Source organism: Enterobacter cloacae complex sp. 372C4 (genome assembly GCF_050030615.1).
In the GTDB taxonomy this organism is placed as follows: domain Bacteria; phylum Pseudomonadota; class Gammaproteobacteria; order Enterobacterales; family Enterobacteriaceae; genus Enterobacter; species Enterobacter intestinihominis.
In genome coordinates this window covers 3,980,875-4,004,175 of the sequence record NZ_JBLGUQ010000001.1, presented here as the reverse complement: position 1 = coordinate 4,004,175, position 23,301 = coordinate 3,980,875, and the positions used below count along the sequence as shown (strand labels likewise).

The following is a 23,301-nucleotide window of genomic DNA, read 5'->3' as shown; positions in this document are numbered from 1 at the left end:
AGCAAAAGATGAAAAACCTGGCCACCCTCAGCGTTCACAGCGGTGAGTATCACGACACGCACGGCGCCGTGATGCCGCCAATTTACGCCACGTCGACGTTTGCGCAACCGGCACCGGGTGAACATAGCGGCTACGAATACTCCCGGAGCGGCAACCCAACCCGCCATGCGCTGGAGACCGCCATCGCCGAACTGGAAGGCGGCACGCGCGGGTACGCCTTCGCGTCAGGGCTGGCGGCCATTTCCACCGTGCTCGAACTGCTGGATAAAGACAGCCATATCGTTGCCATTGACGACGTGTATGGCGGTACGTATCGCCTGATCGAAAACGTGCGCAAGCGCAGCACCGGGTTACAGGTGAGCTGGGTTAAGCCGGACGATGTAGCCGGACTTGAGGCCGCCATTCGCCCGAACACCCGCATGATCTGGGTGGAAACGCCGACGAACCCGCTGCTGAAACTGGCCGACCTGGAGGCCATCGCGGACATTGCCCGGCGCCATAATGCGATCAGCGTGGCGGATAATACCTTCGCCTCCCCGGTCATTCACCGACCGCTGGAGGCGGGGTTCGACATTGTGGTTCACTCCGCCACCAAATATCTCAACGGTCATTCAGACGTGGTTGCCGGGCTGGCTGTTGTCGGGGCAAATAAGGATCTCACGGAGCGTCTGGGCTATCTGCAAAACGCGGTTGGCGGCGTTCTGGATCCGTTCAGCAGCTTCCTGACGCTACGGGGGATTCGCACCCTCTCCCTGCGCGTTGAGAAGCACAGTGCCAACGCGCTGGCGATTGCGCAATGGCTGGAGCAGCATCCGCAGATAGAGAGCGTGCTCTATCCCGGGCTGGAGTCACACCCCCAGTATGCGCTTGCCCGCAGACAAATGGCGCTGCCGGGCGGCATGATCTCCGTTGTGATTAAAGGCGATGCGCAACGCGCGACAGAGGTGATTCGTCATCTTACGCTCTTTACCCTGGCGGAAAGCCTGGGCGGGGTGGAGAGTCTGGTGAGCCAGCCCTACAGCATGACCCACGCCTCCATTCCACTGGCGCAGCGTCTTGCAAACGGCATTGTGCCGCAGCTGATACGCCTGTCGGTGGGGATTGAGGATGCGAAGGATCTGATCGCCGACCTTCAACAGGCGCTGGAAAAATGAGCAAAAAACGGCGGGCGTTGCGCCTGCCGTCATAAGATGACATTAGGCCTTAACGCCTTGATAACAAACTTATGTGAATCTGCACAGAATGTTTTTGAAACGCTGTTTCCATTTTCCTTTTTACTGTGAATCAGCGTATAATGCGCGCCAAATCCCTGGTGAATGGTTTCAGCGCTTGGAATACAAAAAACAACGTACAACTTCTCCTCTCATTCGTTGGGCTGGCACTCAGGCATACTTTCTTCTGCACGCTCATTTGATGTCACCTATTCTTAGTGCGTGTCATATACTCTTTCGCAACACAGGTTTGACTCCGCGGCGGTGCGCCCCCGGAGCGAGATTTCCATATCCTTCCCAACTTAAAGACTAAGACTGTCATGAAAAAGACGAAAATTGTTTGTACTATCGGCCCGAAAACCGAATCCGAAGAGATGCTGAGCAAAATGCTGGATGCCGGCATGAACGTGATGCGTCTGAACTTCTCCCACGGCGACTATGCTGAACACGGTCAGCGTATTCAGAACTTGCGCAACGTGATGAGCAAGACCGGGAAAAAAGCGGCAATCCTGCTCGACACCAAAGGTCCTGAAATCCGCACCATCAAACTGGAAGGCGGTAACGACGTTTCCCTGAAAGCGGGCCAGACCTTCACCTTCACCACCGACAAATCCGTTGTAGGTAATAACGAAATCGTTGCCGTGACCTACGAAGGCTTCACCAGCGATCTGTCCGTTGGCAACACCGTGCTGGTAGATGACGGCCTGATCGGCATGGAAGTGACCGCGATTGAAGGTAACAAGGTTATCTGTAAAGTGCTGAACAACGGCGATCTGGGCGAAAACAAAGGCGTTAACCTGCCGGGTGTGTCCATTGCTCTGCCAGCGCTGGCTGAAAAAGACAAACAAGACCTGATCTTCGGCTGCGAACAAGGTGTGGACTTCGTTGCGGCGTCCTTCATCCGTAAACGTTCTGATGTGGTTGAGATCCGTGAGCACCTGAAAGCGCACGGTGGTGAGAACATCCAGATCATCTCCAAGATCGAAAACCAGGAAGGCCTGAACAACTTCGACGAAATCCTTGAAGCGTCTGACGGTATCATGGTAGCGCGTGGCGACCTGGGCGTAGAAATCCCGGTTGAAGAAGTGATCTTCGCGCAGAAGATGATGATCGAGAAATGCGTTCGCGCGCGTAAAGTGGTTATCACCGCAACGCAGATGCTGGACTCCATGATCAAAAACCCACGCCCTACCCGTGCTGAAGCCGGCGACGTGGCGAACGCCATCCTCGACGGTACCGATGCCGTTATGCTGTCTGGCGAATCTGCAAAAGGGAAATACCCTCTGGAAGCGGTCGGCATCATGGCGACCATCTGTGAGCGTACCGACCGCGTGATGAAAAGCCGTCTGGATTACAACAACGACAGCCGTAAACTGCGCATCACCGAAGCCGTGTGCCGTGGTGCGGTAGAAACCGCCGAGAAACTGGAAGCCCCACTGATTGTCGTGGCGACCCAGGGCGGTAAATCTGCGCGTGCCGTACGTAAATACTTCCCGGATGCAACCATCCTGGCGCTGACCACGAACGAAACCACCGCGCGTCAGCTGGTGCTGAGCAAAGGCGTGATCCCACACCTGGTGAAAGAGATTGCATCTACCGATGATTTCTATCGTCTGGGTAAAGAAGTGGCGCTGGAACTGGTTGATTGTGGTTTGGCACAGAAAGGCGACGTGGTGGTTATGGTTTCTGGCGCGCTGGTACCAAGCGGCACAACCAACACTGCTTCTGTCCACGTACTGTAATATTTCACGAACAAATTATTGTTTTGTTAAAAAGCGTCCTTCGGGGCGCTTTTTTTATTCCCGCCATTAACCAGAACTATTCAAAAAGCAAATCGGGTTTTTCTATTTAATCGCGATTTATCTAAGATGAATCCGATGAAAAATGCCTTTTTTAACATAGCTTTTTCGTCAAAATTGCCGATTTCGTTGCTTCTTTGAGCGAACGATCAAAAATAGGCGTAATCCCATCAAAAAAATATTCTCAACCCAAAAAACTTTGTGTAATACTTGTAACGCTACATGGAGATTAACTCAATCTAGAGGGTATTAATAATGAATCGTACTAAACTGGTACTGGGCGCGGTAATCCTGGGTTCTACTCTGCTGGCAGGTTGCTCCAGCAACGCTAAAATCGATCAGCTGTCTTCTGACGTTCAGACTCTGAACGCTAAAGTTGACCAGCTGAGCAACGACGTGAACGCAATGCGTTCCGACGTTCAGGCTGCTAAAGACGACGCAGCTCGCGCTAACCAGCGTCTGGACAACCAGGCTACTAAATACCGTAAGTAATAGTACCTGTTAATAAAATGGCGCACATTGTGCGCCATTTTTTTTGCCTTCGTCAAACCTCTACTGAAGCGCTTTCTCTCCCTCGCCTTCCGTCACCGCCGCTGAGACACGACTGTTCTGAACCGACAGGACAGAATTGCTGGCTGACGAACCATTGCCTGCTGAAACGGCAACCGGGATCCCGGCTCTGCGCGCCAGAGCTTTGTCGATTAGCGTTTTATCGCTACCAGATTCCGCTGCGAAGGCGGTAAATGCCGCTGAGTGCGTGAACGGCACCGTCTGTGGGTTTTCGCCCTCAGCCTGCGCCAGCGGCCTGTGCACCTCGATATAACGTTTGCCGTCCGGCTCGACGGAGAACTTAACCGGCTCATTGATAATCTGCACCCGCGTGCCGACGCGCACTTGTTCAAACAACGCTTTGATATCCGGCGCGTTCATTCGCATACAGCCCGAGCTGACCCGCAGCCCTACGCTGTCCGGCGCGCTGGTGCCATGAATAAGATATTCCCCATTCCCGATGCCCAGACGCAGCGCAAAGCGCCCCAGCGGGTTATTTGGCCCTGCGGGTACCACAGGCGGCAGTTTAATGCCCTGCGCCAGTGAGCGCGCTCTGATGCCCGCTGTGGGGGTCCAGGTAGGGTTAGGGATTTTCTGACTCACACGGGTGGTGCTGACCGGTGTTTCCAGCCCAAGCTGACCAATACCCAGCGGATAGACCTGCACGATATTTTCGCCAGGCGGATAGAAGTAAAGACGCAGCTCCGCCAGATTCACCACAATGCCCTCACGCTCGGTGTCCGGGAGCAGCATCTGGGAAGGAATGGTAATAACCGTTCCTGGCGCAGGGTTAACCGGTGCAATGGTATTATTGGTTTCAAGGATAAGCTGTGCGGCGGTATTAAACCGACGAGCGATAGCCTGGAGCTTATTGTCGCCTTCCTGAATGGTGTATGTCTGATTTTGCCCAATCAGGCGGCTGCCTGCGGGCGGTAAAGGATAATCAACCGCCCTGGCTGAATTAACAGCACTGAGCGAACCAAGGAGTAATAGAGTTATTAGAGACGCGCGCTTCATGCTGAGATTCCTTATTCACTGACCAAACGTCAGAAAGCTGAAAAACCAGCGAGGTGGAAACCACCCCGCGAAACAGAATGAATGCTGTTCTGTCAGTTTAGCTAAGGATTGTGGCTTTGGCGCGTATGGCGCGGATCATCGCTTCCAGTCCCTGGGAGCGGGACGGGGTGAGGTGTTGGGTTAAGGCCATTTTTTCAAACCACGAGCGAACGTCAAAGGCGACAATATCCTGCGCCGACATCTGGTGATAAAGAATAAATACGACGGCAATAAGCCCCTTCACAATGGCGGCATCGCTGTCACCCTGTAAATCGATTACGCCATCATCCGTCTGCTGCATCTGGATCCAGACCTGGCTCTGGCAGCCCTGAATGATGTTGTCCCGGTTATGCGCCTCTTCGCTGAGCGGCGGCAGGCGCTGACCTAGCTCGATAATATAAAGGTATTTCTCTTCCCAGTTTGCGCAACGCCCAAAGTTACGCAGCAATTTATCTCTGTCCGGCAAATCTGCCATCTCTCGCCTCTCCGTTAGCCAAGCAGCTGGTGAATACGTTTTAGTCCCGCCACCAGTCTGTCGACCTCTTCCGTTGTGTTGTACATCACCAGCGATGCGCGGCACATGGCCGGTACCTGATAATACGCCATCAGTGGCATCGCGCAGTGATGCCCGGTACGTACGGCGACGCCGTAATTATCCAGGAAACTGCCCACATCATAAGCGTGATGCTTGCCGAGGTTGAAGGCTATCACACCCAGACGGTCAGCAGGGCCATATAAGGTCAGATCCGGGACGCTGGCAAGCTCCTGCAAGGCATATTGCATCAGCAGCTGTTCGTACTCCTGAATCGCCGCCAGCCCCGTTTCAGATACGTAGCTAATGGCCGCGCCCAGCCCGATGATCCCGCCTGTGTTTGGCGTGCCCGCCTCGAAGCGCCAGGGCGCTCGGGCGTAGGTTGTGCCTTCCGTCAGGCTGACGGTGGCAATCATTGACCCGCCCCCTTCCCACGGCGGCATGGCCTGGAGAATATCCTCCTTCACATACAACACGCCGATGCCCGTCGGACCATACAGCTTGTGCCCGGAGAAGACGTAGAAATCGCAGTCCAGAGTCTGTACGTCAACCGCATGGTGCATCACCGCCTGGGCGCCATCAATCAACACTTTCGCACCGGCCTGATGGGCTTTGTCGACGATCAGCGCCACCGGATTTTCCGTCCCCAGCACGTTTGAAACGTGGGTCACCGCTACCAGCCGCGTTCTGTCGTCAAGCAGGGCGTCCAGCTGTTCAAGCTGAAGCGTACCGTCTTCGTTTAGCGGGATCACCCGCAGTTGCGCCCCCATACGCTCACAGAGCATCTGCCAGGGCACGATGTTAGCGTGGTGCTCCATCTGGGTGATGATGATGTTATCCCCCGCGTGCACCTGCGCATTGCCCCAGCTGTTAGCCACCAGGTTGATCCCTTCGGTGGTGCCACGCACGAACACCAGCTCTTCCGGCGAACGCGCGTTGAGAAACGCCGCAACCTGCGTGCGCACGTTTTCCATGCGCTGGGTCGCCTCGGCGCTCAGAGTGTGGATCCCGCGATGGACCGCCGCATAACCGTGGCGGTAAAACTCGGCTTCCGCATCCACCACCTGATTCGGTTTTTGCGCGCTGGCCGCACTGTCGAGATAGGCCAGCGGCAGACCGTTCACTTCACGGGTCAGTACCGGAAAATCTGCCCGGACTTTCTCTACGGGAAATGTCATGCTTCGCCTCCAGGCAGCCGCTGACCGATACGGGCCAGCACCTGCTGTTTAAGTCCGCCATCGGGCAGCGCTTCCGTCAGCTCAGCCGCAAAGGCGTAAATAATCATCTTTTGCGCGGCCTGCTGGTCTATCCCGCGAGAGCGCAGGTAGAACATCTGCTCATCGTCAATACGCCCGACCGTTGCGCCGTGGCTGCATTTCACGTCGTCCGCATAAATTTCCAGCTGTGGTTTGGTGTCCACCTCTGCCAGACGTCCCAGCAAAAGGTTGTTGTTGGTCATCTGCCCGTCAGTTTTGATGGCGTGCTGCGCCACATTGATCAGGCCGTTAAACACCGCACGTCCTTTGTCGCTGACGATGGTTTTGTGCAGCTGACGGCTGTTGCAGTAGCCTTTGTTATGCTCAAGCCAGGTGCGCGTGTCGCATACTTCTGACTTCACCGGCATCGCCAGGCTGTTAATAAGCAGCGTAGTGTTCTCACCGTTCATCTGGGTGCTGGTATTGTGGCGCAGCACCGCGCCGCCAAGCAGGAAGCTGTGGCTGTACGCCGCGGCATCCTGGCCCAGCAGAATATCGTTGTGGGCGAAGTGGTGACTGAGCGGATTCTCAAACGCCAGCTTGATATGGTGCAGCTGGGCGTTGGCCGCCACGTTCATCGTCAGACGCGAGCCGGTAAAATGGCGAGTGTCGTTCAGACTAACGTAATGCTCAATTACCGTCGCTTCTGCCCCTTCTGCCAGCTCGAGATGGTGGCGATAGTGGGCTGTGTTGATCTCGCCGCCCTCAACACCCTGGGTGATATGCATCAGCAGCAGCGGTTTCGCCGGGCGCTGGTTACGCTTAACGTGAATATGGGTGACAGACTGAGACAGGCTCTCTGTGAGGTGCAGAAAGACGTCAGGCTGGACCGGAGCACTCAACGACTGGCGCTCGTCGTTAATGGCGATATCGAACCCGCTCTCCTGTACGCTGTCGCTGAGTTCCTCACGAAACTGCCCGTCTACAAACACCAGACGCACGGCATCCACGCTCAGCGCCAGCACATCGCGCTGACCGGGGCTAACCTGCGCCAGACGGGTGACAAACTCGCCGTTCAGCAGGCCGTCCAGCGGGGTATATTTCCAGTTCTCATGCTTACGCGTCGGTAAACCGAGACGCAGCATCTGCTGGAGATGGTGCTGAGCCTGTTCAGAGCGCGCTCCACCCTGCGCTTCAAACAGCCGGTGCCACTGCTGGAGTGCATTACTGCTGTTCGGTAAGCCAGCCATAACCCTGCTCCTCCAGTTGTTTAACCAGCGTAAAGTCACCGGATTTCACAATGCGCCCCTGATAAAGCACGTGGACATAGTCCGGTTTGATGTAGTCCAGAATACGCTGGTAGTGAGTCACGATAATAAATGAGCGGTTACCGTCACGCAGAGAGTTTACGCCGTCGGCAACGATCTTCAGGGCATCAATATCCAGCCCTGAATCGGTTTCATCGAGAATGCACAGCTCCGGCTCAAGAACCGCCATTTGCAGAATATCGTTACGTTTTTTCTCACCGCCGGAGAAACCCACGTTCACCGAGCGGGTGAGCAGATCTTCCGGCATTTTCAGCAGCTTGATTTTCTCTTCCATCAGATCCTGGAAGTCAAAGCGATCCAGCGCCTCAAGTCCGCGATACTTGCGCACCGCGTTCAGCGCGGTTTGCAGGAAGAACTGGTTGCTGACGCCCGGGATTTCCACCGGATACTGGAAGGCCATAAAGATGCCCTCACCGGCACGCTCTTCAGGCGACATCTCCAGCAGATCCTTGCCGTTAAACTCAACGGAGCCGCTGGTGACCTCATAATCTTCGCGTCCTGCCAGCGTCGCTGAAAGCGTACTTTTCCCGGAGCCGTTTGGCCCCATGATGGCGTGAACTTCACCCGGTTTGACGTCAAAATTGAGCCCACGCAGGATCTCTTTCTCTTCCACGCTAACCTGTAAATCTTTAATGCTTAACATGTGCTTTCCTTAACCGACGCTGTGTTCAAGACTAATGGCGAGGAGTTTCTGGGCTTCAACGGCAAATTCCAGCGGCAGTTCAGAGAACACGTCCTTACAGAAGCCGTTAACAATCATTGAAATCGCATCTTCTTCACTGATCCCGCGTTGCAGGCAGTAGAACAGCTGATCTTCACCGATACGTGACGTAGTCGCCTCATGCTCGAGCTGGGCGCTGTTATTGCGGCATTCGACATAGGGGAAGGTATGCGCCCCGCAGTCCGCACCAATCAGCATGGAGTCGCACTGGGTAAAGTTACGTGCGTTGGTGGCTGTCGGCATGATTTTCACCAGCCCGCGATAGCTGTTTTGGCTGTGACCGGCAGAGATCCCTTTGGAGATGATGGTCGATCTGGTGTTTTTGCCGATGTGGATCATCTTGGTACCGGTATCGGCCTGCTGATGACCGCTGGTCAGTGCCACGGAGTAAAACTCACCGATGGAGTTGTCGCCGCGCAGAATACAGCTCGGGTATTTCCAGGTAATGGCGGAGCCGGTTTCTGACTGCGTCCAGGACATCTTACTGTTTTCACCTTCGCACAGCGCACGCTTGGTGACGAAGTTCAGAATACCACCGGTGTTGCCATCGCCCGGGAACCAGTTCTGTACCGTAGAGTATTTCACTTCCGCGTCTTTATGGATGATCACCTCTACCACCGCCGCGTGCAGCTGGTAGCTGTCGCGCACCGGCGCCGAACAGCCTTCGATATAGCTGACGTAGCTGCCTTCATCGGCCACCAGGATGGTGCGTTCAAACTGGCCGGTTTTTTCCGCGTTGATGCGGAAATAGGTTGAGAGCTCCATCGGGCAGCGCACACCTTTAGGCACGTAGATAAAGGTGCCGTCTGACGCCACCGCCGCATTCAGTGCCGCGAAGAAGTTATCGTTACTGGGTACCACGGTGCCAATGTACTTTTTCACCAGCTCCGGGTGATCGTGAATGGCTTCCCCAAAGGAGCAGAAAATTATCCCCTGCTCCGCCAGCTTTTCACGGTAGGTGGTTGCCACCGAGACGGAGTCAAAAATGGCGTCCACCGCCACCTCTTTACCTTCGCGCACGGGCACGCCGAGCTGATTGAAGGCCTCTTCCACCTCTTTACTCAGGAAGCTGTTCTCGGCACCGGTTTGCTGTACCGCGCCGGGCTGCGAGGCACAGGTATCATCGCAGCTGCCGCATGAGGGCGCGGAGTAGTAGCTGTAATCCTGATAGTTCAGCTTATCGTAATGCGCTTTCAGCCAGTGGGGTTCTTCCATCTCCAGCCACGCGCGGAATGCGCTCAGGCGAAACTCCAGCATCCACTCCGGCTCGTTACGTTTCGCCGAAATGGCGCGCACGACCTCTTCGTTGATGCCTTTCGCCAGCTCGTCAGTTTGCAGTTGCGTGAAGAAACCCTCTTTATAGTTGAGGTGTCCGCCGCTCCAGGTGTTTACATCACTCGTTGCTTCAGTATTACGAGACATAGTACCGCCTATACCCCAAAGCTTTCGCCGCAGCCGCATTCGTTCTGGGCTTTCGGGTTATGAAATTTGAATAACTGGTTTAAACCTTCCCGAACGTAGTCGACTTCGGTTCCATCGATAAACGGCATAGCCTGTAGCGCGACGTATAACTTTGCACCGTCGGTTTCAAAGACCAGATCGTCCTTTTTGGGTTCGGTTACGGTATCCAGCACGTAGCCAAATCCTGCGCAGCCCGTCTGCTTAACGCCTAAGCGTACGCCGAGGATGTCGGGATTTTTTGCCACCAGCTCATGAATATGCGCCGCCGCCGCGGGCGTCAGCGTTAAGCCACGCCAGGCAAAATCGGCCGGATTGAAGGTTTCTGAATGCAGTTCCATAGGTCCACCTCATCTGATAAGCCACCAGGGCATAACACCATGTTAGTGATAACGATTATCACTTCAACCCCCTGCGAGCAGGGGCTTTGGGCTAAACCGCCCTTTTTGGCTACTTTCATTAAGCATAGACCCTGTGACGGGATGCGGATGGGTGGGTTAGTTTTGTTCAATGCATTGATAAATAATGCATTTCATAAGAAAGGCGGTAAGGTGGCGGGCAATAATAAAAATTGTATTGAAAATACCTATTTTTAAGATAGCTATCTTCCAATAAGAAAGCGGGCTCGAAAAGACAAAAAGGCCCTGACGGACCCCTTAACATCAGTGATGGAACGAGACGGCGAAACCCTGTTCACGCCAGTGGTCCAGCTGCTCCTGTTGACGAGGCGTAGGTGCTTTACCGGTCCAGACGAAAATTTTTTGTCCAGGGAAAAGTTCCGGACGTGGAGAATCAATCGGTTCAGCCAGCACGTCGATATGCCAGCCCTTGTAGGCAAGACGGGCCGCTTCCAGCCACAAATGCGTACGGTCATCGCACTCCCATCCAACCAGTAGCGCATCTTTACCTGCTTTTTTTCGTGATTCAACCAGGCTAGTAACGGCAAACTCAATCAGGACACCGTCGAGCAGGCTCGCCATATGACGCACCGTATTCTGATCCTGATTCATTCGCTGACGCACAGGGGTGATGATGTTATCTATCAGAACATCCATCGCATGGTCGCGGCGGAACTCACTGATTTTGGCGCGCAGTTTTGCCGGATTGGCATAGCGCAGAACGGTTAACATTTCTTCCTGAAACGATGCCCAGTTCCCATGCGTCATCACTTCTGTATTTTCAAGAAGCGCTTTTACTTTACCGACCGAAACACCCGTTTTCATCAGGCGTTTGATCTCTTCGATACGCAGGATATCTTCATCGTCAAACTGACGATGACCCCCTTCACTTCGCTGCGGCTTCAACAATCCATAACGGCGCTGCCAGGCACGCAGCGTAACGGGGTTGATACCGCATCGTTCGGCCACTTCGCCGATACTGTAATAGGCCATTAACTCCCTCACGCACAATACTTCCATACCTAACCAAACCAACCTTATCAGATTGTACAAATCATTTGTATAACTAACTCCTCGTTATGAGACAAGTGAATGGCTCAAAGAACCCCTCACTCGTTAATGTATTGTTGTATAAATTTAGCCGTACGTACAGGTCACTATTAAGAGTTACGTACAGGTTTTTATAAATCGTACTTTTTCTCGGGCCAGGCAATCGCCGGTATGCCCCCCAGGCGCGGGCTGGCGAAAAGGTGCCCCTGGAACTGAGAAATCCCGGCTGATTCCAGCCACATCCACTCTTCAGCCAGCTCTACACCTACCGCACAGAACAGGATTTCCAGGGACGCACAGCATTTAATGATCGACTGAATGATCGCCTGACGCGGGCCGCTCTTATGCACGTTAGCAATCAAATCACGGTTGATCTTGATTCTGTCCGGCTGGAACTGAGCCAGCAGTTGCAGACCGGCGAATCCCGCGCCAAAGTGATCGATGGCCACGCTGATCCCGGCGCTTTTAAGCTGTCTGACCGCGCTGGTGAACTCTTCGAAGCGCGAGATGGCCTCGCTCTCGGTGAACTCGACCACAATTTGCTCCGGCACAAAACCGTTCGCCTCAATTGCCGTCAGTAAAAAATCGACGGCGCCAGGAACATTGACCAGCGTCATCGGCAGCAGATTAATGGACAACGTTTGAGTCTGTAGGCCCAGCGCGCTGGCCATCGACAAAGCCACCTGTTTACTCTTCAGATCCGATTCGTACAGCGCCTCACGCGACAGGTTGGCAAAATAGCTTTCCGGAGACTCACCGGACGGCGTGCGGATCAGGGCTTCCCAGGAAACAACCTGCTGCATAAACGGATCGACGATAGGTTGAAACGCGAAACTACAGTCCGCTCCCTTTGCCACTACCGTCGGCTGGGAGGATAACGGCGTGTTTTCGATGACAAACTCCCAGGCGTCAGCAGGAGGCAGCTCAAAGTAGTTGGCTTTTTCAGTGGCCTCAACGAAGGTGCGGAAAAATTGCAGGGCGCGATCGTTATAGGTCAGCTGATAGCGCGTTGTGCCTTTATCGAGTACCTGTTGCAGCACTTCGTCGGTATCGTACTGACGAAGGTCAAAGAGCTCCATACCCACGTTGCCAAAACGTCTTGAAGGCCCGTGATCGCTTAACAATTCGACCACGTTGTGATGCCGTGGGTCACGGCAGATGAGCTCATAGATCTCCTTAACGTTATCAGCGGGCCCTTCAAGTAACTGAAAAAAGTGTGTGCCGTTAAACAGCAAAATCCCCGTCACATCGAACTGGCGATTTCTACAATTTGCAGCAGCGACCATGTCTTCCAGCGCTTTCACTGGAACGTCCTCGCAGATATGACTGCGGTAAATGATGGTTGTGAGCATGCTAATCCTGAAGATTGAGGGGGTGACCACGAAAACACGTGGGAAAACTCTGTTATAGCACATTAATTGCCCAACAAATAATTTACATCTCAACGATTTACACGGCTTTTTTGCGTCATTTACGGGCTTGTACAACTCTGCGACGCCGCTTCGGATTGTACAATATATCTTGTGAATACCGCAGTAAATCGTATAAGAATAAGCATCTGATAAATAATGATTTTATAAAATATATTATAAAATATTTAAAAAATTGTACATTTTAAATGTACAGATTTGAAAATTATGTATACCTTAAATGTAACGTTACTGATTACAGAATTTTACAGGAGCGAAACATGCAGCAGAACGGATACGTCGCAGACTCAGCAACAGCGATTGCGCAGTACTTCGAAAAAGCCGCGCTTCCAACCCAACAGGAAACCCTGGGTCAGGTTGTTGTTGAAATCCTTAGCGATGGGCGGAATCTGAATCGCAAATCGCTCTGCACAAAACTGTTGAGTCGCCTTGAAAGGGCCAATGGTCCGGAAGAGGAACATCATTATCACATGCTTCTTGGTCTGCTCTTCGAACGTTAATGTTATGAACAGCAGTGATGCGGACAGACTGATCGACCAGCTCATTGGAGAAGCCGCTCTTTCACTTTTGAAGGAGCGCGGTCCTGTGACGACCGAGGGATTGGTTCAGCGTCTGCGTAACATGCAAGCCTGTGAGACGGATCCCCAGCGGCGGGAGACATTAGCGAGGGTGATAGCTGAAATCAGCTCAGGCACGGTCGCTTTTAAAGGTCGCAGAACCGCACAAGGACGAATACAGAGAGAGGGATCTCTCAAAAATAATCGAGACAATGTAGTGCCGTTATTTGGAAATGGAAAACCGTCCGATCCCAAAAAGATGCATTGACTACAACTTTACAGCAACGGTGAGAACAAATGAGACAAAATATTCAGCTTCAACCCGAATACCACTCTGCCTTTTTAGATAGCGCGTTGTCGGAGTATTTCCGTCACGCAGGCGATCGCTTTGCTGAAGAGTCTGCCATTTTTTCGACTGCGGTTCGTTGTGTTCTCGCTTCTGAAGGTCATCTGACCAACAAAGCGATCATTCTCTGGCTGATCCAGACGCTGGAAACCACCGACGATGTCGTTAAGGCGGACGTGATCCGCAAGACGCTGGAAATTGTTGTCGGTTATACCATGGACGATCTTTAACGCCTCTCCCTTCCCATCCCTACGGATAGCGTGTCATCGTCAATACTGACGAACAGACTGACGATGACACATCCTCTCTTCCCTGACGCCCTGTTAATCAAGCACGCTGAATGTGGCATGGATCCTGCTTAGTCCGCTAAGGGACTGGGCTTTCCAGTAAACATTGCTTCATTTCTTAACAGGTCTGTTATTGATGAAAAAAATCGCCAGCGTCTGCCCTTACTGCGGTGCAGGTTGCAAACTAAACCTCGTCGTGAAAAATAACCGGATTATCCGTGCCGAAGCCGCTGATGGCGTAACCAATCAGGGCACGCTTTGCCTGAAAGGATTCTACGGCTGGGACTTTCTTAACGACACACGGCTGCTTACCCCCCGTCTGACGCAGCCCATGATCCGCTACAGCAAAGGTGAGTCCTTTACCCCTGTTACCTGGGAAGAGGCCATTCGCTATACTGCTCACAGGCTTAAAAGCATCAAAGATCAGTACGGCCCTCGATCCATTATGACCACGGGGTCCTCGCGGGGAACGGGCAATGAGACCAACTATGTGATGCAAAAATTTGCCCGTGCGGTGCTGAACACTAACAACGTCGACTGCTGCGCCCGCGTCTGTCACGGTCCGTCCGTTGCCGGTTTACAGGAGACCCTCGGCAACGGTGCCATGAGCAATTCCATTAACGATATTGAAAACTCAAAATGCCTGCTGGTGTTCGGCTATAACTGCGCCGACTCTCACCCCATCGTCGCCCGACGCGTGCTTAAAGCACGTGAAAATGGCGCAAAAATCATCGTCTGCGATCCGCGTCAGATTGAAACGGCACGCATTGCCGATCTTCATCTTCAGTTGAAAAACGGCAGTAACATGGCGCTGGTCAATGCCTTTGGCTATGTCCTGCTTGAAGAGGAACTGTACGACAAAAACTACGTTGCCCGCTTCACAGAAGGGCTTGAGGCTTACCGACTGACGGTAAAAGATTACGCACCCGAGCAGGTTGAACATCTGACGGGCATTCCCGCGCGGGATGTTCGTCAGGCAATGCGCATGTTCGCGGCGGCGCCTTCAGCAACGGTAATGTGGGGAATGGGCGTTACGCAGTTTGGTCAGGCGGTTGATGTGGTGAAAGGTCTCTCCAGCCTGGCGCTGCTCACCGGCAACCTGGGCCGCCCTGCCGTCGGCGTAGGTCCGGTTCGCGGGCAAAATAACGTTCAGGGTGCCTGCGATATGGGCGTTTTGCCCAATATGTTCCCCGGCTACCAGGATGTCACTGACCCGGCGGTCAGACTGAAATTTGCCGATGCGTGGAAAATCAATGTCAGCCGGATGGACGATCGCGTCGGGACGCGTATCACCGAAGTGCCGCATCTCGCGCTGGAAGGTAAGATCAAAGCCTATTACATCATGGGGGAAGATCCGCTTCAGACAGAAGCCGATCTGGGCCTGGTCCGCCGCAGCTTTGAGTCCCTCGATTTTGTGGTGGTTCAGGACATCTTTATGACCAAAACGGCAGAGGTGGCTGACGTACTGCTCCCTGCCACGTCATGGGGAGAACATGCTGGCGTGTTCACCTGTGCCGATCGCGGCTTCCAGCGTTTTGGCAAGGCCATTGAGGCCAGCGGCAACGTCAAGCGCGACTGGGAGATCATCAGCCTGCTGGCCACGGAGATGGGCTATCCCATGCATTACGAGAATAACCAGCAGATCTGGGACGAAATGCGCGAGCTGTGCCCCCTCTTCTACGGCGTGACCTACGAAAAAATGGGCGAGATGGGCCATGTCCAGTGGCCCTGCCCAACCCTTGATCATCCCGGCACACCCTATCTGTACAGGGATAATCAGTTCGACACCCCCACTGGCAAAGGCCAGCTGTTTGCTGCCCCCTGGCGCGCTCCGGCCGAGACACCGGATACGGAATACCCGCTGGTACTTTGCACGGTGCGCGAAGTCGGTCACTACTCCTGTCGCTCAATGACCGGGAACTGCGCGGCGCTGCAAAGCCTGGCCGACGAGCCGGGCCGGGTGCAAATGAACCCGGCCGACGCGGATGAGCGTGGGATCGCCGACGGCCAATTGGTCTGGGTACGTTCACGCCGGGGTAAAGTGATCACGCGCGCCAGCATCAGCGAGCGCATCAATGCGGGAGCAATCTATATGACCTACCAGTGGTGGATTGGCGCCTGTAATGAGCTGACGCAGGATAATCTAGACCCGATCTCCAGAACGCCTGAAACGAAATATTGCGCCGTGCAGATGGAGGCGATCGAGGACCAGCGCTGGGCGGAGGATTTTGCGGCTTCTGCGTACCAGACCATGAAGACGCGGTTGATCGCTGCGGTTAACGTTTAAATGCATTGCCGGGTGGTGGCTATCACTGCCCGGCCAGCTATCCGCTGGCGTTTTACGCTATCTGTTCTGCATAATTATTTTCAAGGTAATCGCGAAGCAGGTTCGGACGGCTCTTTTTCTCCATCAGCCTTCTCAATAGTACGATCAGCTCGTAATCGCTTCGCAGATTAAATTTTTGCATCAGCATATATTTATGGGTAAAGACCGTTTTCTGGCTCATCTCCAGCGTCTGAGCGGTCTGCACTACCGACAGCCCTCGGTAAAAATTGACCAGAATACGAATTTGTTGCCGGGATAACCCTTTATGCTGGCAGTCGAAGCAGTTATGTTTAGTCCATGTGTAACCCGGTAATTGCGTCCTGAACCACGCGATAAACAGTACGCCACTGATACGATCAAGCGATGCACGGCGAGGGAGAAAAATAATGTCCTGAAAGCAGGAGGGCAACGCCGAAAAGCGCAGTTCATCGTCGACAAACCCTAGCACAATCCCTTTTTGCCGGGCGAGTAACTCGGGAAAACAGGTCAGTGTTTCACCCTGGCATAATGACAGGACAATAATATCGGCCTGACTGACGTTTTCATGGGTCAGCGCCAGGTTAAATGTGATGGCACGATGAAAGTTATGTTTAAAAAAATCCTCGAAAAATTCATGTAGCCCAGCCTGAAAAAATAGATCGGTTTCCTGAATCAGAATATTTAACATAGCTCATACCAACGTCTTTAAAAAAGGCATATCACCGGCGCTCAGTTGTACTGCATCGTCATCACCACAACTGCACAGATGCTTCCCGGCGTGACGCCACCCGTCACGGATTTAACCGAGGCCTGCATAGCCATTGTCGCGGTTCTGTCGGCACCAATAGTTTGAGTCATGCCAGAGCCTGTTCCTTTAAGCGTACCCGTTTGGGCATCGCGCATGGCTATCGCCACGTGCGTGGCCGAACCGCTGTTCATAAAATAGTCCGCGCCCGCCGCGGGATCGGGGCTGCCGGTAAAAGAGACGGTCACACTTTGCGTTCCCGTTGGGCACTGGGTGAACAGCAGACTAAATGGCACCGGATCCGATGTTGAGCCCGGCGTCGCCATATTGGTTGCCTGAATATTGCCCAGATTGACATCGAGGCTGTTACTCCCGCCATTAAATATGCACGGCGACGCAACGATATTTCCCGTCACACCGATGTTGACGCTATCAGCGGTGAAAGCCTTCCCGCTGAGTAAAGCCAGTAACAGCAGTGTCCCGTATATTATTTTCATCTTCGTACCTGCTACTGATAGGTCAAATTAAGGGTGGCGGAGGCATTTGCTGAACCTGACTCCACGCGGTTCAACGTCTGGTAATATCGGGCCGTTAACGGCAATGTCTCTTGCCCACCGGCAGACTGCCGCAAGAATAGTCGGCTGTTCATCACCAGCGGCACACCGTTATAGATAAGCTGCACCCCAACCCCTTTTGCGGTGCCGGCATTTCCCTGCCCGGTTAAGGCCATCACGCTGGTATTGGCGCTGTCCGGATTCTGTATTCCACTGAGCGAGACCGTAATATTGGTTCCGGCGGCGCAGGTTAAGCCCAGGTTTTGCGTATTCTGTGCTCCCGCTGGCGTGGTGCCCACCACGTTGCCGAACGCCGAGGCGGGGATATCCCCGATCGGAAACGTCAGCTGTGACGTATTCACCGTGCACGCCATGGCATTAATGGTTCCGGCGGTGAGCTGCGTGGTCAGGCCGTCACGATAGATGCCGTCGCTCCCCTGAAGCGTCACGACGCCGATCGCCCCGGGGTTAACGCCCCCGATGAGACCGGGCCAGTCACCACCAGCTCAATCCTCCCGCCATACCAGTCGACATAGGAGGTCTGCGCATTGTACGAGAACGTATTGCTCGGGTTTTCAAAATAGGCGTTAGAGGAAAAGCGTATGCCTATCCCGCTGACGTTAGTGTTGTAAACATGATTGCCGTAGCTGCTCAACGTGGCGCTGTTGTAGCGCATGCTGAATCCCAGCATCAGCGGATTAGCACATCCAGTAAGATAGGAACCGGTGGCTGTCGCCGCGCCGGAAAAGACCACCGTGCCGACAGGCGCATCACGCTGCACGTTAATCGTCCCCACGGACAGGGTTGACAGCTGCGGCGTGATGGTGGTGCACGTACCGGCACGGGCGAGGTTTCCCGCCGCGAGCAAACAGAGAAGCAAAATCACGATAAGCCATTTCATGTTAACGTTCCTGACGGCAGGAGGCGCGCATGTCAGCGATCCCACCGAATGTTGAGTGTGTCGGCAGGCTGAAATCAGCGCGGCATTGCTGGCTGGGCTGACTCCCCCATGTTGCGACTAACGTCCCCTCCTCGCGCATACCGGTTAAATAAACCTGGCCGCGATCGCCCACAATAAAACTGCTGCTCTCATCACCGACAAGGGTGACCACCGCCCCAAACGGAACGGCGCGTTCGTTGTCGGTCAAGGTCATCAGCACCCGGCGACCCGACTTCGGCAAATAATCGGCTCTCACCACCGCTCCCCGCGTCGGCGTCACCGTGCGGGTGTTGATCTCCAGTTCGACATCCTCCGGCATATTTTCCGGATCGAGAGTGAGATCGTTTTTTCGGTAGACCGAAAGGTTGCTCACGACCGTATAACCGCGAACATCTGTCCGTACACCGGGCTGATTGCGGATATCCACGCCGTGGGCGCCAGGCGCTTTAATTAAGGCGTTGGTCTCCCCCAGCGGCTGAGAAAGCGTGATGCCATCAGCATGGGCGAGGATGCCGCCTTGTAGCCCGTAATTCAGGCGTTCACTGTTTTTGTCATAACCATACCCCGCCGTGGCTTCGCCATAGGTGCCTCTGTAGTCCGCGTTAACGTTGCCGGTATAGCCCACGCCCTCTGTGCCGTATCCCTGCTGCACGTTCCAGTTCAGGGCTCGGTTTTCGAGAGCCACCCCGTTCAGACCGATGCTGTGTGTCATCCCGTTATTCCTGCTGGCGTTCATGCCATAGTTCGCCCATGTCTGCGGCAAAAATTTATCCAGCGGAATACTGATGTTGAACGCCAGAAGCTGGTCGTGATCAGCGTTTTTTTGGTTGTCGCGGGTTTCTGACGCTGAGCGGACATTTTTGCTGTAGGTCCATGTCAGGCCATAGCTGATGTTGTGCCAGTAGTTGCTATAGCCGACGCTCCACGAAGCCATCGACTTACCGTCATTCCAGTAGTCTTCCTGCGCCACACTGAGGGTAAGCGCGCCCAGGTTGTCCCCCAGCGTCTGGCTCATCGTCAGCTCGGCACGGTTACGTCGCCTGTCCTGAAGCGCGCTGCTGTCGCCGTACGAATCGAGGACCTCCTGCATCCCGTAATAGCCGCGGGTCGAGTAGCGATACCCGGCAATCGAAAAGTTCGTCCCGGAATTAATAAAATTCTTGCTGTATCGGGCCCGCCACGACTGACCGCTTGTTTTCGCGGTATGCTCCGGCGTTGACCAGCCCTGGGTGAGGTCTGCGGATATCGCCCCGAGAACGCCCATGTTCTTGCCCACCCCCAGAGCCGCCGACTGGTACTTATCTGCCCGCTGGACGCCGCCATAGAGCGTGAGGCCGTGAGAGAGGCCGTAAATTCCGGTCAGTTGCCCGAAGGGGGTTTTCTCCACGCTACGGTTATACGATCGATACTGCCCGGCGGTAAGGGCATATTTCAGGCGCCCCTCCCGTTGCAGGACCGGCAGCGAAGCGTACGGCAGGGTGAAATGTTGCTCACTGCCATCGGCTTCGACGATCGTGACTTCAAGATCGCCCGCGCCGCCGGTGGGATACATATCCGCGATCTCAAACGCGCCCGGCGCCACATAGCTTTGGTAGATTTGATAGCCATTCTGACGCACCACGACCTGCGCGTTAGTTCGCGCAATACCGCGCACCACCGGCGCATAGCCTTTCAGGGAATCCGGTAGCATGTCGTCGTCGGACGCCAGCTGGACGCCGCGAAAAGGCATGCTGTCAAAGACATCGGCAGGGGCGGAACTGTCTCCGAGCGTAAGCTGGGCTTGCAGGGGAATAATCGCGCGCTGCATCAAGGTATAGACATTGTCCCACTTATCCTGGCCGGACGCATCGCGGGACCAGGTGGTGTAGTTGCGTAACCGCCAGGGACCGACGTTGATCCCCGGTCGCAGGTTTGCATACTGACTGTCGCTGCGGGTGCCTGCCCCGCTTCTTGCCCGGCTGTTCGCGCCGCTCAGGCTGTAGTTGAGCATGGCCGCGGTAATGCCTTCATCCCACATCTCCGGCGGAACGTAACCTCTCGCTGGCAGATCTATGGCCGCCTGTGGGATGCTGATTGCCAGACGCTGGGCGCCAAACTGGAAGTCCGCGCTGGCCTGTGGAATCGCCTTGAGATCGGCGCATTCTCCTTGCCCGGCGTCGAGCTGCGGGAAAAGCGCCGTTTTCACGCCCCACGCTTTTAACTGCCTGATACTAAGGCACGGCTGCAACGTTTCACTGCCGTTAGCATCCTTCACGGCCATGAAACGAATATCCCGCGTTTCCAGCAGCCGCTCGTCAAGAATAATATCCACGTGGTACGTCCCGGGTGCCTGCGAGCCGGATTCAAAGGCAGATAAATCCGCTTTTCCCATTCCGGGATTATCCAGTTCTACCAGTTCCGTATTAAACGTCTCACTGGCCCACAGTGTGGGAGAGAAACCCGCAAGCGCGAGGGCAATGAATATTGCCAGGCGCGCAGGCTGCACTGTATTAAATGCCGTTGTCATGACGAGCACCCGATTAATGCAAAGGGATCACAAACTGGCCCGGTGTAATTCGCCAGGATTGCCATAATCGTTAATGACTTTAAACGTCAGCGTATTGCCATTGGTCCCATTCGGTAACGGGAAACGAACTGAGCCTGAAGGCATTACGTACGTGACATCGTCAAGTTTTTTACCCCCGACCGTTATTTCATTGAAATTGATAACGTACGGCGTAGGGTTATTTACCTGCAGAGCATTTCCCGCACGATGCCAGGTTAATTTGTTGGTTTGTTCCTCAGGGGTAGACGCACGAAGGCTCTCTGGCCGATAAATAAGTTTAATCCGCGTTTTGACGGCAATTTGCAGCGAGTTCATCTGCTTTGAAGCTGATGGAATAGCTTTAATGTTCAGCCAGAATAAACTCTCCTGCCCCTGAGGCAGCGAGCCTGTCATGACAATACGCTCAAGGTTTTTTTGCCCGCCATCCAGCCGATACAGCGGAGGCGTAATAATAAAAGGCGCTTTACCGGATTGCCCATCCTGAACATCAATCCACGACTGGATTAAATAAGGAACGTCATCAGGATTGGTGATACTTATTGACGCTTCTTTTTTTGCCCCATCGAAAATAATGCGGGTGCCGCCAATAACTACTCCAGCACTGGCGGATGTTAACGTCAGCGATAACAGCGCCATCGTCAGGCCAGTTGTCGTTATAAAACGCATTTCAATACCTCTTAAAACAAGGGGCCGGGATGCCCCCTGCTAATTACTGCCAATGACTTAGTTGTAAACCACTGAGAAGTTCGCGACCGAGTTAGCCGGGCCCGCGGTCACGGACGCTGCGGTGGAGATATACTGCGCGTAGAAGTTCAGCGTATTATCAGCCGTACTGCTGAGCGCGTAGGTATAGCTGTTGCTGCCGTACAGCGGCAGATCGGCTTTATCTGCAGTCATCAGGTTAATCGCTACCCCTGTGGCCGCCCCCGCCACGGACGTATCAATCGCCAGCAGGCTGGCGTTGGTTAAATCCGGCGTACCGTCAAAACGGACTTTTGCATTAGTGACCGTCACAGGACAGTTTTTCAAAATAATATTAAACTGCGTCGCAGCCGTTCTGGCTCCCGCCGTCGGGAATTCCGTTTTATAATAATCGCCCAATACCACCACCTGGTTCTGAGATGCCACATCTACGTCGCAGGCAGAATCCAGAATATTTCCGTTAAAATTAACGGTACCTGCCACTGCAAATGCATTGGTCATGGTGAGTACAGAACCAGCCGCTAACATTGCCATCATCAATTTTTTATTCATAATTCTCTTTCCTGTATTACTTTATTTATTACCGATATTCAGTTGCAGAAATAAAACCCCTTTCGACGAATCAAAATTTATACAACTCTTTTTCTACGCACAATCGATTTTAGGGTCTAGCTGTAGACTCTCTTTTAACAAAAATAAAACAAATTACTTTGGAAATATCTTAACAATAAAGTCCCCGGTCTACTTTTAGACCTAAGTCAAAAATGTTTCAAATTCAACTAATTAACACTCATTAATAGGCAAGTCTATAATTAGACTCGACGAAAATATTCCCTGACTAACTGTTTTTTAAGATAATTCTTTATGTCGATCAAAAAATGATCGCATCAGTGTATGAGGCCTCTTATGAACACCCGTATTGCGCCCGTTTCAGGCAATGAAATAACAACAGTGCTTGGCGCTAAGCCTCTTAAGCACATTGAAAAAATAATCGATAATGTTTTGCCGCATACGGAAAGATGCATCATGGCTAAAGGTGAAGTCATCCATTATTATTCCGGTGATATCCGCCAGTGCTTTTTACTGTTACATGGCAGCGTGGCATTGCATCGTCGAGGTGACGGTATCGTCTTAAATTCCGAATCCGCACCTTTTATACTCGGCGTGAGCAGCCAGTTTTCTTCTGAGCACCTCTACGTCAGAGCGCTGGAAACTTCAGAGGTGGCTAGCGTTACGCTGGAGCGTTTTAATCACGTAGTCGCACAACAGAATTTATGGGAGTCCTTCTCGAACCTGCTGATCTATACCGCATCGCGCGTTTACGAACATTGTGCCCAGATATCGCAGATGTCGGCTTACGACATTATCCGCTTTCAGCTGGTAGAACTGATGCAGGAGCCGGAAGCCATAAGACAAAGCATTACCGCCGCAGCCTATATCAAAAGCCGCACCTATCTTTCACGCAGCGGCATTATGCGGATCCTGGCGGAGTTGCGGACGGGGAAATACATCACTATGGAGCGCGGCGTGCTAATCGAGATCCATCACTTACCCCGCAAGTACTGAGGCTGTTTTTATCTCTGGAGAAGGTG

General features: G+C 53.5%; 23 protein-coding genes and 1 pseudogene. 9 read left to right on the top strand and 15 right to left on the bottom strand.

Going from position 1 to position 23,301, the window contains the following annotated elements:
• Nucleotides 1-8 precede the first annotated feature (8 nt).
• The 4 genes from ACQG11_RS19485 to lpp all read left to right on the top strand — a co-directional run bounded on the left by ACQG11_RS19485 (nt 9) and on the right by lpp (nt 3,502).
• Nucleotides 9-1,154 carry a trans-sulfuration enzyme family protein gene (locus ACQG11_RS19485; RefSeq protein WP_105322694.1) on the top strand — a complete coding sequence of 382 codons (1,146 nt, stop codon included), beginning with the start codon at nt 9-11 and terminating at the stop codon, nt 1,152-1,154.
• An 88-nt stretch (nt 1,155-1,242) separates the two neighbouring features.
• Nucleotides 1,243-1,524: a hypothetical protein gene (locus tag ACQG11_RS19480; protein WP_426728678.1), complete on the top strand. Its 282-nt coding sequence runs from the start codon at nt 1,243-1,245 to the stop codon at nt 1,522-1,524.
• Between the two features lie 7 nt (nt 1,525-1,531).
• A complete protein-coding gene (gene pykF, locus ACQG11_RS19475; protein ID WP_015570703.1) occupies nt 1,532-2,953 on the top strand; it encodes a pyruvate kinase PykF in 1,422 nt (473 codons plus the stop codon).
• Between the two features lie 312 nt (nt 2,954-3,265).
• A complete protein-coding gene (gene lpp, locus ACQG11_RS19470) occupies nt 3,266-3,502 on the top strand; it encodes a murein lipoprotein Lpp (protein ID WP_001082307.1) in 237 nt (78 codons plus the stop codon).
• A 60-nt stretch (nt 3,503-3,562) separates the two neighbouring features.
• Here lpp and ldtE read toward each other — a convergent pair whose 3' ends face one another.
• The 9 genes from ldtE to ACQG11_RS19425 form a co-directional block, all read right to left on the bottom strand.
• Complete coding sequence (ldtE, locus tag ACQG11_RS19465; RefSeq protein ID WP_038415919.1) at nt 3,563-4,576, bottom strand: L,D-transpeptidase LdtE; 1,014 nt, start codon at nt 4,574-4,576, stop codon at nt 3,563-3,565.
• A 97-nt stretch (nt 4,577-4,673) separates the two neighbouring features.
• On the bottom strand, nt 4,674-5,090 hold the full coding sequence (sufE, locus tag ACQG11_RS19460; protein ID WP_108367680.1) for a cysteine desulfuration protein SufE: 417 nt from the start codon (nt 5,088-5,090) through the stop codon (nt 4,674-4,676).
• Nucleotides 5,091-5,104: 14 nt separating this feature from the next.
• A complete protein-coding gene (sufS, locus tag ACQG11_RS19455) occupies nt 5,105-6,325 on the bottom strand; it encodes a cysteine desulfurase SufS (protein ID WP_063842007.1) in 1,221 nt (406 codons plus the stop codon).
• Nucleotides 6,322-7,593 (bottom strand): Fe-S cluster assembly protein SufD, encoded by a 1,272-nt coding sequence (gene sufD, locus ACQG11_RS19450; RefSeq protein WP_426728677.1) that lies wholly within the window; start codon nt 7,591-7,593, stop codon nt 6,322-6,324. Before sufD ends, sufS begins: the two co-directional genes overlap by 4 nt.
• Nucleotides 7,568-8,314 (bottom strand): Fe-S cluster assembly ATPase SufC, encoded by a 747-nt coding sequence (gene sufC / locus ACQG11_RS19445; RefSeq protein WP_022647874.1) that lies wholly within the window; start codon nt 8,312-8,314, stop codon nt 7,568-7,570. Before sufC ends, sufD begins: the two co-directional genes overlap by 26 nt.
• Before the next feature lie 9 nt (nt 8,315-8,323).
• Nucleotides 8,324-9,814, bottom strand: a complete 1,491-nt coding sequence (sufB, locus tag ACQG11_RS19440) for a Fe-S cluster assembly protein SufB (protein WP_023299931.1) — start codon at nt 9,812-9,814, stop codon at nt 8,324-8,326.
• 8 nt (nt 9,815-9,822) lie between these two features.
• A complete protein-coding gene (gene sufA, locus ACQG11_RS19435) occupies nt 9,823-10,191 on the bottom strand; it encodes a Fe-S cluster assembly scaffold SufA (protein WP_022647873.1) in 369 nt (122 codons plus the stop codon).
• A 321-nt stretch (nt 10,192-10,512) separates the two neighbouring features.
• Nucleotides 10,513-11,241 carry a MerR family transcriptional regulator gene (locus tag ACQG11_RS19430; RefSeq protein WP_023299929.1) on the bottom strand — a complete coding sequence of 243 codons (729 nt, stop codon included), beginning with the start codon at nt 11,239-11,241 and terminating at the stop codon, nt 10,513-10,515.
• Between the two features lie 188 nt (nt 11,242-11,429).
• Nucleotides 11,430-12,650: a diguanylate phosphodiesterase gene (locus tag ACQG11_RS19425; protein WP_063152334.1), complete on the bottom strand. Its 1,221-nt coding sequence runs from the start codon at nt 12,648-12,650 to the stop codon at nt 11,430-11,432.
• Between the two features lie 338 nt (nt 12,651-12,988).
• Here ACQG11_RS19425 and ycgZ point away from each other — a divergent pair, with 338 nt between their 5' ends.
• The 4 genes from ycgZ to fdhF all read left to right on the top strand — a co-directional run bounded on the left by ycgZ (nt 12,989) and on the right by fdhF (nt 16,205).
• Nucleotides 12,989-13,228, top strand: coding sequence for a regulatory protein YcgZ (gene ycgZ / locus ACQG11_RS19420; protein WP_063152335.1), 240 nt, complete (start codon nt 12,989-12,991; stop codon nt 13,226-13,228).
• A 4-nt stretch (nt 13,229-13,232) separates the two neighbouring features.
• Entirely contained in the window at nt 13,233-13,553 is a 321-nt protein-coding gene (locus ACQG11_RS19415; RefSeq protein ID WP_045309075.1) for a hypothetical protein, read from the top strand.
• Nucleotides 13,554-13,582: 29 nt separating this feature from the next.
• Entirely contained in the window at nt 13,583-13,861 is a 279-nt protein-coding gene (locus ACQG11_RS19410) for a biofilm/acid-resistance regulator YmgB/AriR (protein ID WP_022647868.1), read from the top strand.
• A 193-nt stretch (nt 13,862-14,054) separates the two neighbouring features.
• Nucleotides 14,055-16,205, top strand: a complete 2,151-nt coding sequence (gene fdhF, locus ACQG11_RS19405; RefSeq protein ID WP_423397708.1) for a formate dehydrogenase subunit alpha — start codon at nt 14,055-14,057, stop codon at nt 16,203-16,205.
• 52 nt (nt 16,206-16,257) lie between these two features.
• Here the strand turns inward: fdhF and ACQG11_RS19400 are convergent, their stop codons facing one another.
• The 6 genes and pseudogenes from ACQG11_RS19400 to ACQG11_RS19375 form a co-directional block, all read right to left on the bottom strand.
• Entirely contained in the window at nt 16,258-16,911 is a 654-nt protein-coding gene (locus ACQG11_RS19400; RefSeq protein WP_032624380.1) for a helix-turn-helix transcriptional regulator, read from the bottom strand.
• Between the two features lie 41 nt (nt 16,912-16,952).
• On the bottom strand, nt 16,953-17,465 hold the full coding sequence (locus ACQG11_RS19395; protein WP_426728676.1) for a fimbrial protein: 513 nt from the start codon (nt 17,463-17,465) through the stop codon (nt 16,953-16,955).
• Nucleotides 17,466-17,476: 11 nt separating this feature from the next.
• Nucleotides 17,477-18,423, bottom strand: a pseudogene (locus tag ACQG11_RS19390) (fimbrial protein).
• A 1-nt stretch (nt 18,424) separates the two neighbouring features.
• The gene (locus ACQG11_RS19385) at nt 18,425-20,968 is read right to left on the bottom strand and encodes a fimbria/pilus outer membrane usher protein (RefSeq protein WP_426728675.1); all 2,544 of its coding nucleotides are present in this window, start codon (nt 20,966-20,968) and stop codon (nt 18,425-18,427) included.
• A gap of 27 nt (nt 20,969-20,995) precedes the next feature.
• Complete coding sequence (locus ACQG11_RS19380; RefSeq protein WP_400212399.1) at nt 20,996-21,673, bottom strand: molecular chaperone; 678 nt, start codon at nt 21,671-21,673, stop codon at nt 20,996-20,998.
• A gap of 57 nt (nt 21,674-21,730) precedes the next feature.
• Nucleotides 21,731-22,261 (bottom strand): fimbrial protein, encoded by a 531-nt coding sequence (locus tag ACQG11_RS19375; protein ID WP_426728674.1) that lies wholly within the window; start codon nt 22,259-22,261, stop codon nt 21,731-21,733.
• 354 nt (nt 22,262-22,615) lie between these two features.
• Here ACQG11_RS19375 and ACQG11_RS19370 point away from each other — a divergent pair, with 354 nt between their 5' ends.
• Nucleotides 22,616-23,275 (top strand): winged helix-turn-helix transcriptional regulator, encoded by a 660-nt coding sequence (locus ACQG11_RS19370; protein ID WP_022647860.1) that lies wholly within the window; start codon nt 22,616-22,618, stop codon nt 23,273-23,275.
• The last annotated feature ends 26 nt before the right edge of the window (nt 23,276-23,301 follow it).